Annotated in this window: 10 protein-coding genes and 1 pseudogene; 6 read left to right on the plus strand and 5 right to left on the minus strand. The window is 75.6% G+C overall.

The features are described 5' to 3' along the window. Positions 1-51 precede the first annotated feature (51 nt). Positions 52-369: a hypothetical protein gene (locus H7X46_RS18385; protein WP_186360578.1), complete on the minus strand. Its 318-nt coding sequence runs from the start codon at positions 367-369 to the stop codon at positions 52-54. A 160-nt stretch (positions 370-529) separates the two neighbouring features. Here H7X46_RS18385 and H7X46_RS18390 point away from each other — a divergent pair, with 160 nt between their 5' ends. Then, positions 530-1,015, plus strand: coding sequence for a cupin domain-containing protein (locus H7X46_RS18390; protein WP_186360579.1), 486 nt, complete (start codon positions 530-532; stop codon positions 1,013-1,015). Positions 1,016-1,024: 9 nt separating this feature from the next. On the opposite strand, the gene H7X46_RS18395 is transcribed toward H7X46_RS18390, so the two are convergent. Then, positions 1,025-3,379, minus strand: a complete 2,355-nt coding sequence (locus tag H7X46_RS18395) for an acetyl-CoA acetyltransferase (RefSeq protein WP_186360580.1) — start codon at positions 3,377-3,379, stop codon at positions 1,025-1,027. 32 nt (positions 3,380-3,411) lie between these two features. Further along, on the minus strand, positions 3,412-4,011 hold the full coding sequence (locus tag H7X46_RS18400) for a TetR/AcrR family transcriptional regulator (RefSeq protein WP_186360581.1): 600 nt from the start codon (positions 4,009-4,011) through the stop codon (positions 3,412-3,414). An 87-nt stretch (positions 4,012-4,098) separates the two neighbouring features. Here H7X46_RS18400 and H7X46_RS18405 point away from each other — a divergent pair, with 87 nt between their 5' ends. The 4 genes and pseudogenes from H7X46_RS18405 to H7X46_RS18420 all read left to right on the plus strand — a co-directional run bounded on the left by H7X46_RS18405 (position 4,099) and on the right by H7X46_RS18420 (position 9,590). Beyond that, a complete protein-coding gene (locus H7X46_RS18405; RefSeq protein ID WP_186360582.1) occupies positions 4,099-5,229 on the plus strand; it encodes a nitronate monooxygenase in 1,131 nt (376 codons plus the stop codon). A 67-nt stretch (positions 5,230-5,296) separates the two neighbouring features. Continuing rightward, the gene (locus H7X46_RS18410; protein ID WP_186360583.1) at positions 5,297-6,298 is read left to right on the plus strand and encodes a methyltransferase; all 1,002 of its coding nucleotides are present in this window, start codon (positions 5,297-5,299) and stop codon (positions 6,296-6,298) included. A 6-nt stretch (positions 6,299-6,304) separates the two neighbouring features. Beyond that, a pseudogene (gene mgtE, locus H7X46_RS18415) lies at positions 6,305-7,435 on the plus strand (magnesium transporter); the annotation flags it as partial. A gap of 232 nt (positions 7,436-7,667) precedes the next feature. Continuing rightward, positions 7,668-9,590 carry an HNH endonuclease signature motif containing protein gene (locus H7X46_RS18420; RefSeq protein WP_186360585.1) on the plus strand — a complete coding sequence of 641 codons (1,923 nt, stop codon included), beginning with the start codon at positions 7,668-7,670 and terminating at the stop codon, positions 9,588-9,590. A gap of 1,832 nt (positions 9,591-11,422) precedes the next feature. On the opposite strand, the gene H7X46_RS18425 is transcribed toward H7X46_RS18420, so the two are convergent. Continuing rightward, positions 11,423-13,219, minus strand: coding sequence for an amino acid permease (locus H7X46_RS18425; RefSeq protein ID WP_255426166.1), 1,797 nt, complete (start codon positions 13,217-13,219; stop codon positions 11,423-11,425). A gap of 140 nt (positions 13,220-13,359) precedes the next feature. Here H7X46_RS18425 and H7X46_RS18430 point away from each other — a divergent pair, with 140 nt between their 5' ends. Then, entirely contained in the window at positions 13,360-14,013 is a 654-nt protein-coding gene (locus H7X46_RS18430; protein WP_186360586.1) for a GPP34 family phosphoprotein, read from the plus strand. Positions 14,014-14,043: 30 nt separating this feature from the next. On the opposite strand, the gene H7X46_RS18435 is transcribed toward H7X46_RS18430, so the two are convergent. After that, a complete protein-coding gene (locus H7X46_RS18435) occupies positions 14,044-15,906 on the minus strand; it encodes a primary-amine oxidase (RefSeq protein ID WP_186360587.1) in 1,863 nt (620 codons plus the stop codon). Positions 15,907-15,936: the final 30 nt, after the last annotated feature.

The raw sequence follows: 15,936 nt of genomic DNA on the forward strand, positions 1-15,936 counted from the left end.
GGCACGGTGCCGGGATCACGGGTACGGGACGGTCGTGGGGCGGGGTCCCGATCAGTTCCGGTCCACGCAGAGTTCCTCGACCGGCGACGGTGTGCACGGCGCTCGTTGCGGTGACGGCGGCGCAGCGGTGCCGGCGGCCCCCGCCGTGAGGACGGCGACCGGTGTCGTCGGCGGGCCCGCGGGCCCGGGCGGGTCGTCGCCACGGCGCGGGACCTGCTCGGAGTCACAGGGGTGCAGCGTCGTCGGCGGCTGGTAGGGGCACTCCACCGCACCGAGCGAGGACTCGTGGTGCGCGGACGCCGCCGCGGCGGGCCCGGCGCAGACCAGCAGGGCCAGCAGCAGGAGCAGCAGCGAGGAGAGGACGCGCACGGACCTCACCTCGTTCCTCTCACCGGGTTCCGTGGCGGACGCCGGTGCCCGACGATACCGGCGCGGCCGGACGCCCTCGGCGTGCCCCCGACCTGGCCGTCCGTGCCGACCGACCGTCGCATCACGACGGCCGGTCGCCGAGCCGCTACCGTCGGTGGGCATGAGCTTCCCCGAACCGTCCGCGGTGTGGCGCCCGGCCGGCGACACCGAGCGGGCCGTCACCTCCCGGACCGGGTCCTGGACGCGGTTCGCCGCGCCCGGCGACGCCGTCGGCGGCGGGTTCGGCCTGTTCGAGTCCTCGATCCCGCCGGACTCCCCCGGCGCACTGCCGCACTACCACACCGGGTTCACCGAGAGCTTCTACGTGATCGACGGCCGCCTGCGGATCATGAGCGGTGCCGGCTGGGCGGAGGCCGGCCCGGGTGACCTGGTGCACGTGCCGCCGCACGGCGTGCACGCGTTCCGCACCGGGCCGGAGGCGGGCGCCCGGTTCCTCATCCTGTTCGTCCCGGGCGCACCGCGGGAACGCTACTTCCGCGGGCTCGCCGAGTTCGCCGCCCGCCCGGAGCCGCCCACCCCGGAGGAGGTCGACGCGTTCGCGCGGGCCTGTGACCAGGTCAACCTGCGCGACCACCCCGGCTTCTGACCCCGTTGCTCAGTACCCGCGCCAGACCGGGGCCCGCTTCTCGGCGAACGCGGTGACGCCCTCGATCGTGTCCGCCGCGAGCATCAGCTCGTCGAGCGCGCCCGAGGGGTGCGCCGCCGCGTCCGCGGTGCCGGGGATCGCGTCGGCCTCGTCCATCATCCGCAGCGACAGGCGCACCGAGGTCGGCGAGCCCTCCAGGATCTCCCCGGCCAGCGCCCTGGCCTCTTCGAGGGCCTTGCCGGCGCCGGCCACCCGGTTGACCAGCCCGGCCTCGAGGGCCTCCGCGGCGCTCAGCCGGCGCCCGGTGAGGATCATCTCCGTGGCCAGCCGCCTGCCGACGATCCGCGGCAGCCGGGCCGTGCCCCCGGCACCGGCCACCAGCCCGACCCGGACCTCGGTCAGCCCGAACGACGCGGACTCGTCGGCGACGGCGAGGTGGCAGGCCATCGCGATCTCGCAGCCGCCGCCGAGGGCGTAGCCGTTCACGGCGGCGATCACCGGCTTGTGCATGCGCGGTCGCGCGGTCAGCCCCGCGAACCCGTTCGTCGGCACCCACATGGGCTTTCCGGACGCGGTCCAGCGCAGGTCGTTGCCGGCGGAGAACGCGGCGTCGCCCGCGCCGGTGAGGATCGCGACCCACAGGTCGTCGTCGGCGAAGTAGGCGTCGAACACCTCGTCGAGCTCGTCGTTGGCCGGCGGGTGCAGGGCGTTGCGGGCGTCCGGACGGTCGATCGTCACCTCGAGGACGTGCCCGTCGCGGTGCACCCGGACGTGCTCGTAGCCGCCGGCCCGGAACCCCGCGGGCCGGCGCGGGCACAGCGAGTCCATCCGCTCCCGGCTGGTGGTGACCCGGTTCCCGCGGCCGGACGAGCGCACGTACACCGGGGCGCCGGCGGGGTCGCCGGCGAGCAGGTCCATGGTCTCGGGGTCGCCGTCCGGGACGCGGGCCAGGAACCGGCGCCCGTCGGCGTCCAGCCGGCCGACGACGACGCCGGTGCGCCCGTCTGTCCCGTGAATGACCGTCCAGCTCTCCACCGTCGCCGGGCCGTCCGGGTGCTCCGCCCGCGGCACCGCCGGGACGGCGTCCAGCTCGGCCTGGCGGGTGGCGTCGTCGTGCGCCCGCCACGGGACCGGCGTCGTCGAGTAGACCCCGGCCGAGTACTTGCTGGCGATCCCGCCGTTCGCCCCGACCAGGCCGAACGTCCCGGGGGCTGCGCGGCAGCGCTGCACGGTCTCGGCGATCGCGTGCGTCGAGTAGTCGTTGCCGGGGCCGCCGAAGAACGGCAGGCCGCCGGTGAGCGTCAGGCCGCGCGGGTCGGCGGGGTCGAGGCCGAGCGCGTCGCACGGGCCCCACACCGCGATCGGGAAGCAGCTGTACAGGTCCAGGGTGGACAGGTCGTCGAGCCCGATCCCGGCCCGGTCCAGCGCGGTGCGGACCGCGGCCGCCGACGCGGGCGTCGCGGACAGGTCGGGCCGGTCGAGGAGGTCGCGTTCGCGCAGGTCACAGGCGCCGTGCAGGAACACCCAGCGGTCGTCGGCGACGCCGAGCCGCCGCGCCGCCGCCACCGAGCACATCAGCACCGCCGCACCCTGGTTCACCTGGTCGCGGGCGACGAGGTAGCGGGTGTAGGGGTCGGCGATCGGGCGGTTGCGGTCGTCGGGGGTGGCGAGCTCGGCCGCGGTGCGCGCGAGCGGCGCCGCCGCGTGCGGGTTCCCCGCCGCGACCTCGCTGAACGGCGCGAACAGGGCGCCCATCTCCGCCGCGTACTCCGCGCCGGTGCGGCCGAGCCGGGCCCGGCGGGCGTTCTCCATCAGGGCGTAGCGGTGCGCGGGCGTGGTCAGCCCGTGCGCGAGCTCGGCCCGGGTCGCGACGCCGGCCAGGCCGTAGCCGCGGTCCTCCAGCCGGCCGCCGACGGACTCGGCGTGGTCGGGCGCGTCGTCGCGCCCGGACAGGTGCCGGGCGGTGGAGATGGCCTCGCCGCCGACCAGCAGCGCCACCTCCCACTCGCCGGCGGCGATCCGGCCTGCCAGCTCGGTGACCAGGTGCTGCGGGGACTGGCCACCGGTCACCTCGAGGATCGCGTGCGCCGGGTCGGCGCCGATCCGGGCCGCGACCGAGCGCGGGTAGTTGTCCGAGCGCCCGAGCGGGGCGTGCGAGAACGGGGTGGACACCTCGAACTGGCGCACCGCGGCCACGACGTCGACCGCGCGGGCCGCCGCGGCACCGGCCCCGCTGTCGCGCAACGCCTCGCGGGCCGCCTCGGCGCCCAGCTCGACGGCGGACAGCGCGCGGTAGCCGGGGTCGTCGATCCGTTCGGAGGCCTGCCCGACCCCGACCAGGACCGGCGTGCTCGGGTCGATCATGTATCCCCATTCCTGTACGGCATCCGTCCGTATCAACGGTAGCCGTGGACCGCCCCGATGAGGAAGTCGACGAGCTGCTCGGCGTAGGCCTCGACGTCCGCGGCGATCCGGGCCCGCAGGTGTTCGGGCGCCGACCAGACGTGCATGAGCACCCCGCCGCACAGCGTGTCCAGCACCATCGTGACCGGGGCGTCCTCCGGGATCTCGCCGCGGGCGATCCCGCGCCGGACCATCGCCCGCGCGGCGAGCACCTGGGACTCGCGCAGCGACTCCCACCGCGCCTCCAGGCCCGGGATGTCCGGGGACTCGACGATCAGCCGCAGCACCGCACGCCCGCTCTCCCCGCGGTAGATGTCCAGGAGCTGGCGGGTCAGCCGCACGAGGTCGCCGCGCAGAGTGCCGCTGTCGAAGTCGGCCACGTCCACCAGGCGCCGGGCCAGCGCGTCCCCGAGCAGCTGCTCCTTGGACTCCCAGCGCAGGTAGATCGACGCCTTCCCGACACCGGCGGCCCGGGCGACGCCCTCCACGCTGAACCCGGCCCACCCGGTGCGGCCGAACAGCGCGACCGCCGCGTCGGCGATCCGGCGATCGACCTCGGGATCCCGGGGCCGCCCGGCGGCCGTCGTGCGCATCGGACCTCCCGGGCCTTGCCGAACGGAGATCGTCACCCTATCGTCCGGCCCATTACTGACGATCGTCGTTCAGGTATGGAGTCTCCGATGCGTACCGCCCTCACCGACCTGCTCGGCGTCGAGGCCCCGCTGGTCGGGTTCAACCGCTCGCCCGGCGTGGTCGCCGAGGTCACCCGGGCCGGCGGGTTCGGCGTGCTGGCCGCGACGATGTACACCCCGGAACAGCTCGACGCCCAGCTCACCTGGGTCGAGCAGCAGGTCGGCGGGCGGCCGTACGGGGTGGACCTGCTCGTGCCCGGCAACGTCGCGCTCGGCGACCCGGCCGACCTGCTGGCCAGCCTGCGCGCGCAGATCCCGGACGAGCACGTCCGCTTCGTCGACGAGCTGCTGGAGCGCTACGAGATCCCGCCCGCGCCCGCAGGGTCCACACACGACGGCGGGCTGCTCGCCAACTTCGACCCGACCGGGGTCGAGGCGCTGCTCGACGTCGTGTTCGCCCACCCGGTCTCGCTGGTCGCCAACGCCCTCGGGCCGCCCCCGGAATCCCTGGTCGCCCGGGCGAAGGCGGCCGGGGTCGCGGTCGCGTCGCTGGTCGGCAAGCCCGAACACGCCCGCAGGCAGCTCGACGCCGGGGTGGACGTGCTGGTCGCGCAGGGCACCGAGGCCGGCGGGCACACCGGAACGATCGCCACCATGGTGCTCACCCCGGAGATCGTCGACCTGGCCGGGGACGCGCCCGTGCTCGCCGCGGGCGGGATCGCCTCCGGGCGCCAGATGGCCGCGGCGCTCGCGCTCGGCGCGTCCGGCGTCTGGTGCGGGTCGGTGTGGCTGGCCAGCCACGAGGACATCACGCCGGATCCGGTGAAGCGCAAGTTCCTGGCCGCGAGCAGCGCGGACACCGTGCGCTCCCGGGCCCGGACCGGGAAGCCGGCCCGCCAGCTGCGCAGCGCCTGGCACGACGAGTGGGAGCGCTCGGGCAGCCCGTCCCCGCTGCCGATGCCGCTGCAGCCGGTGCTCACCGGCGAGGCGTGGGACCGGATCGACGCGGCCGCCGCGTCCGGGCACCCCGGGGCGACGGCGCTCGAGTCGTACTACATCGGGCAGGTCGTCGGCGGGTTCGCGGAGCTGGAACCGGCCGGGGACATCACCCGGCGGATCGTCGACGACTGTTCCGCCCGCCTGCGGGACCTCGGGGCGCTCGCCGACACGCCACGGTGACGCGCGGCCCGGCGGCGTGATCCGGGACACTGGCGCGGACCGATCCGCGCGCCGCGAGGGAGAACCGATGGACACCGCCGCTTCCCGTCTGATCGGCATGGTCCAGGCCCACTGGATCACCGACACGCTGTGCGCCGCCGCCGAGCTCGGCGTGCTCGACGTCTTGGCCCACGGCCCCGCCGGCACGGAGAAGATGGCCGCGGAGACCGACACCCACGCGCCGACCATGGACCGGCTGCTGCGCGCGCTCGCCGCGCTGGGCCTCGTCACCCGGGGAGCCGACGGGTGGGCGAGCACCGAGCTGGGCGACGCGCTGCAGCGGGACGCGCCCGGCGGGGCGCACGCCCGCGCCCTGCTCACGTCGCGGTTGTGGCGCCCGCTGTGGGACGACCTCACCGAGTCGGTCCGCACCGGGGAACAGGCCTGCCGGCGGGTGACCGGGCGCCCGATCTTCGCCCACCTCGAGCACCGGCCGGAGCTGGGCGCGCTCTACGACGTCACGCAGCGCGGGCTGGTCGACGAGGCCGGCGCCGCGTTCGTCGACGCCTACGACGTGCCCGACGGCAGCACGGTCGTCGACCTGGGCGGCGGCACCGGGGCGCTGCTGCGCCACGTGCTCGCGGCCCGGCCGGCGTGCCGCGGGATCCTGCTCGACCTGCCGCACGTGGCGCAGCGGGCGCACGACGAGCTGGTCGCGGCCGGCGTCGGGAACCGGTGCGACGTCATGCTGGGCGACTTCTTCGAGTCCGTCCCGGGCGGCGCCGACGTGTACCTGCTGTCGTTCGTCCTGCACGACTGGACCGACGACGAGTGCCGTGCGCTGCTGCGCAACGTCCGGGTCGCCACCCCGCCGGAGGCCCGGGTGCTGGTGCTCGAGCAGGTCCTGCCCGACGACGCCCCCGGCGAGCCCGGGCCGGTCCTCTACGACCTGCATATGCTGGTGGGGACCGGCGGCCGCGAGCGCACCGCCGCCGAGTACACGGAGCTGCTGGACGACGCCGGGTTCCGGGTGGAGGCCGTCGTCCCGACCGCGGGACCGCGGAGCGTGATCGACGCGCGACCCCGCTGACCCGCGCGGGTGCTGGACGGCATGCGCGAGGAGACCGTCACCGAGCTCGTCGAGGGGCTCGACCCCGACGACCGTGTCCACCTGCTCGGCGAGATGCCGGCGTCGGTGGCGCACCGGGTGCTCGCCGGCCTGGACCCGCAGCGCCGCCGCGCCACGGCGGCGCTGCTCGGCTACCCCGCCGGGTCGGCGGGCCGGCTGATGACACCCGAGGTCGTGAGCCTGCACGCCGGCGGCACGGTCACCGACGCGCTCGCCAGGGTCCGCCGCGCCGGCCGCGGCGCCAAGACCGTCTACACGCTGCCGGTCGTCGGCCCGGGGCGGCGGGTGGAGGGCGTGGTCACCTTGCGCGAGCTCGTGCTCAGCCCGCCGGACACCCCGCTCGACGAGCTCGTCGACACCGACGCGCCGTGGGTGCGGGCCACCGACGACGGCGAGGAGGCCGCGCGACTGCTCGGCGACTCGGACCGGATCGCGCTGCCGGTCGTCGACGGTGAGCGGCGGCTGCTGGGGCTGCTCACCATCGACGACGCCGTATCCGAGCTGGAGCGGGCCGAGTCCGAGGACGTCGCCCGCCAGGCCGGTGCGGCCCCGTGGGCCGGGCACTACATGACGGCGGGCGTGCTGTCGCTGGCCCGGTCGCGGATCGTGTGGCTGCTCCTGCTGCTGGTCGCGGCCACGCTCACGGTCAACGTCCTGCAGTACTTCGAGGACACGCTCGCCCGGGTCACGGCGCTCGCCCTGTTCGTCCCGCTGCTGATCGGCACCGGCGGGAACGCGGGGTCGCAGGCCGCGACCGCCAGCGTCCGGGCACTCGCGGTCGGCGAGGTGCGCCCGTCGGACGTGCTCGCGGTGATGTGGCGCGAGGCCCGGGTCGGTGCTGCGCTGGGCACGATGCTCGCGGTGGCCGGGCTGGTGATCGGGACCGCGCTGGTCGGCGCGGAGATCGCACTCGTCGTCGGGGTCTCGCTGGTCGCCATCTGCGCCTGGGCGGCGACCATCGGGGCGACGATGCCGCTGGTCGCGCGCCGCCTGGGCATCGACCCGGCTGTCGTGTCGGCTCCCGCGGTGACCACCCTGGTGGACGCCACGGGGCTGGTCATCTACTTCACCGTGGCACAGCTGGTACTGCAGTTCTGAGCGTCGGGCCGAGGCGCGGTCCGGGGCCGGTCGGCGGCGCCGTCAGCAGCTGCACGGGGTGACGACTCCGAGCTACCGTCCGACCGAACCCGGCGCCAAGTGCGCATGCCGGCGAGCGGCGCGGCGCGCCGGCCAGGCGACTCTGCTTCCTCGTCGCCAGTCTCCACAGCGCCCTGCGCCCCGTGGACTCCACCGAGCCGAAAGTGTCGGTGGTCGATTGTATGTTCTAGATATGGCCGTTGAGCAGGTGGTTCCGGAGGGTCTGGCGGGGTTGCCCGTCGGCCCCGGGCTGGCCGCCGCGCTCGCCGGGCTGGACCTGGCCCGGGTACCCAACGACGACATCGTCGACGTCCTGCTCGCCCAGTCCCGGCAGCTGGCCCACGAGCAGGCCCGGATGCTGGCCGCGCTGACCGAGGTGGTCCACCGGCGCCCGTTCGCCGGCCCCGGGCAAATCCACCGCGCCGAGACCCCCGACCCGTACGCCGCCGACGAGGTCCGGGCCGCGCTGGCCTGGACCCGGCGGGCCGCCGAGGCCGAAACCGACCTGGCCGTCGCACTGGTCCACGACCTACCCCAGGTCTGGACCGCCCTGGACCAGGGCCGGATCGACCGGGGCAAGGCGACGGTGTTCGCCACCCACCTGGCCGGCCTCCCCGCCACGCTGCGGGAACGGGTCTGCACCGAGGTCCTGCCACACGCACCACGGCTGACCACCGGCCAGATCGCCGAGCGGATCAAACGCCTGATCCTGGAGGCCGACCCGGCCTACTTCGAGCAGCGCTACCGCCGCGCGATCCGCGAACGCCAGGTCGTGGCCTACCTGGCCGAGGACGGCACCGCCGTGCTGACCGCCACCGGACTACCCGCCGACGAAGCCGCCGCCGCCTGGGAACGACTCGACACCCTGGCCCGCGCCGCCCGCCACGACGGCCACCCCGGCACCCTCGACCAGGTCCGCGCCGACCTGGTCCTGGGCCTGCTCGACGGATCCCTGCACGGCCTCAGCCGGGCCGAGATCCTGCACGCACTGCTGGAACGCTTCGCCGGCCACCCCGACACCCCCGACACCCCCGCTTCCCCGGACAGGACAACCGACAGCAGCCCCACACCCACCGCACCCGGATCCGCGTCCGCTCACTCCGGTGCCCCCGGCTCCGACGGTGCCGACTCCAACTCCAGCAGCCCCGGCTCCGGCGGCCCTGACTCCGGCGGCCCCAGCGATCCCGGCTCCCGCGGCTCGGGCACCGGTGATCCCGCCCGACCGAACCGCCGCCGACGCCGCGGAGTCGGCGTCGAGGTCCGAGTCCCGCTGAGCACCCTGCTCGGCCTCGACCAACGCCCCGGCGAGATCCCCGGCTGGGGACCGATCCCCGCCGAGGTCGCCCGCCGGATCGTGGCCCGCCAACACCGCGCCCAATGGCGCTGGGTCATCGTCGACACCGACGGCCACCTACTCGCCGAAGGCCTCACCCGCCGCCGACCCACCACCGGCATCCACAAGAAAGACCGCGACCGCAAGGGCGACCGCGAGCACAAGGACGACGGCCCGGCCGGGGGCATCGTCGAGATCCACATCCCGGAGACCCTGCTCACCGAACTGGCCGCCGGCGCGGCCCACCCCCGGTGGGCCCGGGTGATCGCCGACATCGCCGCCCGCTACACGCACCACCGGCAGCAGGCCGCACCCGGCGCCGACCTCGACGCCCACCCCACCGCCCGCTTCCCCCGGGCGGCGCTACGCCGCCACACCCAGGTCCGCGACCGCAGCTGCACCTTCCCGACCTGCCGGACCCCGGCCCGACGCTGCGACCAGGACCACACCACCGACCACACCCACGGCGGCCCCACCACCCGCGACGATCTCGGACCGCTGTGCCGCCACGACCACACGCTCAAAACCGAAGGTGGCTGGGACCTCGACCAGCCCGAACCCGGCCGGTTCGTCTGGACCAGCCCCCTCGGCAAGACCTACCCGGTCGACCCCGAACCGATCCTGCCACCGCCGATTTCCCCCGCTACCGCCCGACGACGACCCCGGCGGCGAACCTCCGGACGCCGACACCGACCAGGACGACCTCGACCTGCGCCGACGCGACCGCGCCCCGCCCCAGGACGACACACCACCCGACGACACCGCACCCGGTGGTCCTCGTGACGACCCCACGCCGTTCTGATCCGGCTGGATGGTGTGCTGCACGGCACCGGCAGGTCAGCGCGCCGACGACCCGCTCGCGGCGGGTGCGAGCGCACTGCCGGCCTGCGCTGCGCTCTCAAGAGGGCGCAGCGCCACCGGCGGCCCCCGTCCGCCTGTCCGGTCCGCGGTAGGCGGAGGCTACGTCCCGGGCGCTGCCGTGCTTTCGCCTGGCGGAGCCCCGCCCGGTGCGGCACCACCGGGCGCAGCCCCACCCGGTGCGGCACCGCCGGGCGCAGGCCCGGCGGGCGCGGTCCCTCCGGGCCCAGAGCCGGCGGGCGCGGATCCAGCAGGCGCGGGACCGTCCGGCGAGGATCCGGGGGCCGTCCCGCTCCCACCGGGCGGTGTCGCGTTCCCGCCCGGCGCCGTACCGGCGCCACCGGGCGCGTCCCCACCCCCACCCGGTGGCGTCCCGTTGCCGCCAGGTGCCGCGCCGGGTTCGCCGGGAGCCGCGCCGGGTCCGCCGGGGACCGGACCGGGACCGCCGGGAGCCGACCCCGGAGAACTGGGAGCCGCCCCGGGACCGGCCGGGGTAACCCCGCCACCAGGCTCCCCTCCGGTCGCCCCGGGTCCCCCGGGCGCAGGCCCGGCCCCGGCAGGCCCAGGCCCGGTTGCGGCAGACGCCGATCCGCCAGCAGGCGGATTCCCGCCAGGCGCCGCCCCGTTCTGGCCAGGACCAGTGCCGTTTCCACCCGGGCCACCCCCGGGTGCCGTCCCGGGCCCGCCAGCACCGGCGCCGTGCCCGCCGGCCTCGGGTCGGCCGGCCGCAGGTGTCCCGCTCCCCGGTCCTGCACCGTGTCCATCGCCCGGGCCGCCCGGCGCCGACGAGGCGCCCGCACGCGCACCGCCGGATGCGGCCGGACCGTCGCCACCGGGCGAACCGGCAGGGTTCCCGACGGAGCCACCTCCGCCCGGAGCAGGCGGGGCGGACTGCAGACCACCGTCCGAAGGGGAGCCGCTCGGAACCGCGTCCGCTCCGGACGACGCCGGATCCCCGGCCGGCGACGGCGCGCTCCCGGGATCGGCACCGCGCAGGCCCGTGACGGCCGCCGGGTCACCGAGCGAGGGCCACCCACCGTCGGTCTGCACCGCGGCAACCGCGGCGACACCCGCGGCCGCGGCACCCGCAGCAGCCAACACCGCACCTGCGACCCCGAGCGCGACCATGCGCGACGCCGACCGGCCCGGTGCCGGCCTGGCCTTCTCGGCGTGCAATGTGGACGCCGGGCCGTTCTTGGCGGGGTCGACCGCGGCGGGGCCGGCCGTAGCCGGGGCGGCCGCGGCGGGGCCACCCGGGGCCGGGGCGACCGCGGCGGGGCCGGTCGTGGCTGGGCCGGACCTCGGCGAATTCAGCGCGGGACGCGGCGGTGGAGCGCCGGACGGACGGCGGTGCCGGGCACCGCCCGGGCCACGGGGCGCCACCTCGGTCGTCCCGGCAGCCGCGGCACCCACCGGCTCCGGTGAGCCCCCGGAGACTCCACCCGTGGCGAACGCCCCCGACGCGACGCTCGCCTCCGTGTCCTGGTCCCGTCCCGCGACGGTGCCGTCCGCGGCGGCCCCGGCGGGTGGCTCGTACGGATCACCTCCGGACGGAGGCCCTGAACGCTGCTCTCCGGCACCCCGTCCGAGGTCGCCATCGCGGTCGCCGCTCGTCGACACCGCGCCCCCCTTCACCGACCGGACCGACCCTCGATCCTCGGCCGTCCGATGTGCACGGCTCCAGACCGGACGGACGAGTCCACCCGTGAGGACGCCGGAACCGCACGACCGGGTGACCCCGGCGGGCGCGGGGGCGTTCAGTCGCGCAGGTCGGGCCGCCGGAACTCGGTGGTCTCGTCCTCCGCGCGGGCGGTGGACCGCTCCGGCATGGTGAAGACGGTCGTCTCACGTTCCTCGAGCGGTGCAGCCGAGGTGGTACCGCCCTCCGCCTGCTCGGCGGCGTCGCCCGCGGAGCCGGTGGTGCCGGTTCCCACCTCCTCGGCGCCGTCGCCCGCGGAGTCGGCGGTACCGGCGCCCGCCCACGGCGCGGAGCCGCTTCCGGAGTCGGCGGTGCCTGCACCCGCCCAGTCGGCGGGACCGGTCTCGCCGGCCCGGCGCCAGTAGACCGTCGGCGCACCGGCCTCGGGGGCCACCCCGTCGGGGGCCGGTGCGCCGCCGCCGATGCCGTCGTAGACGTCGGGCCGGGCGCTGCGCAGCCACAGCGCCCACCCCAGCCCGCCGAGCGCGGCGATCAGGACGATCCCCGGCAGCACCCACCGCGCCGGCGACGACGGGTCGGTGCCCAGCAGGGCATCGAAGTTGCCGACGAGCACGACCAGGACCGCCGCGAGCAGCACCGCGGCCAGTACCGGCGCGATCAGCCGGGCCCACACCGACGCGGGCGCCTTCCGGTTCCGGCGGAAGAACCCGACCACGGCGACCGACGTGCCGGTCATCAGCAGCACGACGCCGAGCGCGGACAGCCCGGAGAACCAGCTGAACAGCGAGAGCATCGGATCGGCCGCGGCGAGCACGAACCCGAGTACGACGACGAGCGCCAGCACCGACTGGGCCAGCGAGCCGGCGACCGGGCCGCCGGAACGCGCGCCGACGGTGGCGAGCGCGGAGGGGAGCACCCGCTCGCGGCCGAGCGCGAACAGGTAGCGGGCCACGCCGTTGTGGAAGCTGAGCAGGGCGGCGAACACGCTGCTGAGCAGCAGGACCGTGGTGACGTCGGCGACGACGGTCCCGAACATCTCCGCCAGCGGCCCGAACACCAGGCCGGGCCCCTCCTCGCCGGCGCGCGCCTGCAGCTGCGACGGGCCGGTCGCGGCCACCATCGCCCAGGCGGACAGCGCGTAGAACACGCCGGTGAAGGTGACGGCGACGAACGTCGCGCGGGCCACCGTCCGCCGCGGGTCGCGCGCCTCCTCGGAGTAGATCGCACCGGACTCGAACCCGGTGAACGACGCGACGGTGAACGCCACGACCGCCCCGATCCCGCCGGCGAACAGGGTCTCCGGCAGCAGCGGGTCGAGCGTCACGGCGCCCTCGGCGGGCCGGGTGAACCCGGCGACGTCGAACGCCACGACCGCGGCCACCTCGACGATCAGCAGCACCGCGAGGACCCGGGCGTTCAGGTCGACGCGGAGCAGGCCGAGCCAGCCCACGGCGACCATCGCGAACAGCGCCCAGCTCCACCAGGCCAGCCGCAGCCCGGCGGTCTCGGCGACGAAGTCGGACATCGCCGCGCCGAACAGCCCGTACAACGCGATCTGGATCGCGTTGTAGGCGACCAGCGCCACGAACGAGCCGGCGACACCTGCCGGGCGACCGAGCCCGCGGGCCAGGTAGGCGTAGAACGCACCGGCGTTCGCGACGTGCCTGCTCATCGCGGCGTAGCCGACGGCGAACAGCACGAGGACGGCGGCGACGCCGAGGAAGGCGAGGGGGACCGCCTGGTTGCCGCTGACCGCGTAGGCGGTGGTGACCCCACCGGCGAGGACCGTGAGCGGGGCGGACGCGGCGACGGTGAAAAACACCAGGTGCACCACGCCGAGTCGGCGGCGGCGCAGGCCGGGGACCTGCCGGTCGTCGGTCGCGAGCGGGGGCATACGCGACTCCTGATCTCGAGGAGGATCGATAGTCGGGGCGGAATGCTAACGTCACGTCACATCCGACGCGCAATCGGCGCAATATCCTGGCGCATTGCGCCGAATCAGTTACTGAGAGTGAAAACCCGGGAGGATGCGGCATGGAGCAGGGCGCGCTCGCGAACGGCTTGTTCCTGATCGCGTACGACGAGGCCGCCGGCCGGTCCGGGCTGGCCCCGGACCTGCTCGCCTGCGGACTGGTCGGCGCCCAGCTCGCCGACCTCGTGACAGCGGGAGCGCTGACCATCGACCCGGACCACCGGGTCGTGGCGACCCGGTCGGCACCGGCGGGCGCGGCCGCCGGGGAGGCGGCGACGCTCGTCATGGACAGCGTCGCCCACGAGCCGCGGGCGCACCCGGTCCGTTCCTGGATCGACGCGCTCGGGGGGTTGCTCCTCGAGGTCGTCCAGAACGATCTCGTGCAGCGCGGCGTGCTGCGGCAGGCCTCCGAGCGGACCCTGCTCGGCCGGCGCCGGACCAAGCTGGCCGTGGCCGACTCCGCCGCCGTGCACGCGCCGGGCATCGCGCTGCGCGGCATGGTCCGGCACCCCGGCACGTTCACCCTGCAGGGCGCCGTGACGCTCGTCGTGATCGCCGCGCTCGGCGTCGAGCAGGTGCTGGAGCCGGAGGTCGACCGGGCGACCGCGCGGCGTCTCGCCCAGGACGCCGCCGACCACCTGCCCGAGGCGATCGCCCGGCTGCGGGCCGGGCTGGCCGAGACCGCCGCCGCGGTCAGCGTCGCGGTCCGGCGCTGACCGCAAGGCCACGGGGATGCGCCCCGGGACTCAGTGCCCGGGCGGGACGTCCAAGGTCGGGTTGCGGTCGAAGAACCCCGACGGCGCGAGCCGGAACCCGCAGGACGCGGTCGGCATGACCGGCCAGTCCTCCGGCCGCGGGAAGTGGGTGACGCCGAAGGTGTGCCACAGGGTCAGCTCGGCACCGTCGAGGTCGCGGTCCTCGCCGACCCACTCCGGCAGGCCCGCGTGGCCCGCGTGCTGGTTGACCAGCTCTCCCGCCGGGTACCGGCGCGCCGGGTCGTAGGCGGTGACCCACAGGTGCTTCGTCGCGAACGCGGCCCGCCCGGTGATCGACGCGTCGTGGTCGGCGAGCAGGGTCGGGCCGTCCTCCGGCTCGAGCACGTACGCCGTCGGCTCGCCGAACCGGTTGCGGCCCCGGGCCGACGACACACGCCACACGCGACCGTCCTTCTTGGAAGCGAGCCGGCCCGCGTCCCGTTCGGAGGCGATCCGGGTGACCGACCGCGCGAACGCGTTGCCGTACGGGTTGTCCGCCGAGACCGGCAGCCGCTGCACGTCCAGCTCGTCCACCCACGACTCGGGACCGTCGACGGTCAGGTCGATGCGGGCGCAGAACAGGTGCTGGTGGTACGGCGCGCCCAGCCCCGGGGCGATCTCCGTCGCCCAGCGGGAGGCCCGGTCGTCGTGGGCACCGGTGAAGACGACACCGGTGGACTTGACGTCCAGCTCGATCGCGCCGTCCTGGTGGAGGTGCCAGTAGAAGCCGTAGTCGTAGTTCCCGATCGTCGCGAAGAACGAGACGACGAGCCGGCGGCGGCGCCGGACGGCCTGCTTGCCGGTGAAGACGTCGGTGTGCTTCCAGAGCACCCCGTCGTCCTCCTCGTGCAGGCAGATCGCGTTGCGGATGGTGCGCGGCCGGGCGTCCGGGTCGGCGAGGACGGCGTCGAAGTAGTGGATCTCGCCGACGCAGTCGCAGCCGAGCTCGAGGGAGTTGGCCTGCTGGCCGAGCAGGTACTCGCCGGCGTCGAAGTAGTTCTGCCAGAACCGCACCGGCCCCGGGTCGGCGTACGGGACGACCATCTCGGCGATCGACAGCCGGTGCGCGACCGGACGGTCCTCGATGGACAGCTGGTGCAGGACGAGACCCTCGCGCGGGTCGAATCCGACGCGGAACCGCCAGCCCTCCCACTCGACGACGTCGTCGTCGGAGACCGTGAAGCTCGGCCCCTCGGGCTGGGTGACGTGCAGCGGCTTGCGGGTCTCCCGGTACGGCCCCTCGCCGAAGTTGCCCTCCTCCTCCGGGACGGCGACGACGCCGGTGTCGATCAGCTCGATCACCTTGCGCTCCAGCAGGTCCACATAGGCGACGACACCGTCGACCGGGTGCGCCCAGGGGCTGTCGTCCGGGCGGTGCTGGAGGAACGAGAGCACGCGCAGCATCCGGCGGCCCCGCTCCCCCGGCAGGTCGAACGATCCGGCCGAGAGCGGGCATGCGGCGACGAGCGAGACGTCGGTGATCCCGCGCCGCGCCATCGCCTCCCGCCAGCCGGCGTCCGCCTTGACGATCTCGTCGACGCCCTCCATCTCCTCGCCGGTGATCGGCGGCTGGCCGTCGGTCGTGGGGTCGTGCTCGACCCGCTCGTCGATCTCCTTGCGGGTCAGCGAGGCGATCACCGTGCGGGACGTCCCGCTGGCCGGGTCCAGCAGGACCGCGCGGACCCGGCGGTCGACCGGGTCCCCGTCGCGGTGGGCCACGACCGTCGCGCGCGGCGGCTCCTCCAGCGCCAGGACGGGGACCCGCACACCGGGGCCGAGCAGGCCGTGCTCGGCCAGGAGCGCACGTGCGTCGTCGATCTCGTCGGCGGTCAGCCGGGACAGCGGATGGGGCATCGGATTCTCCAGACGTACCAGGTGCGGCGC

Origin of the sequence: Pseudonocardia sp. C8, assembly GCF_014267175.1 — a bacterium.
In the GTDB taxonomy this organism is placed as follows: domain Bacteria; phylum Actinomycetota; class Actinomycetes; order Mycobacteriales; family Pseudonocardiaceae; genus Pseudonocardia.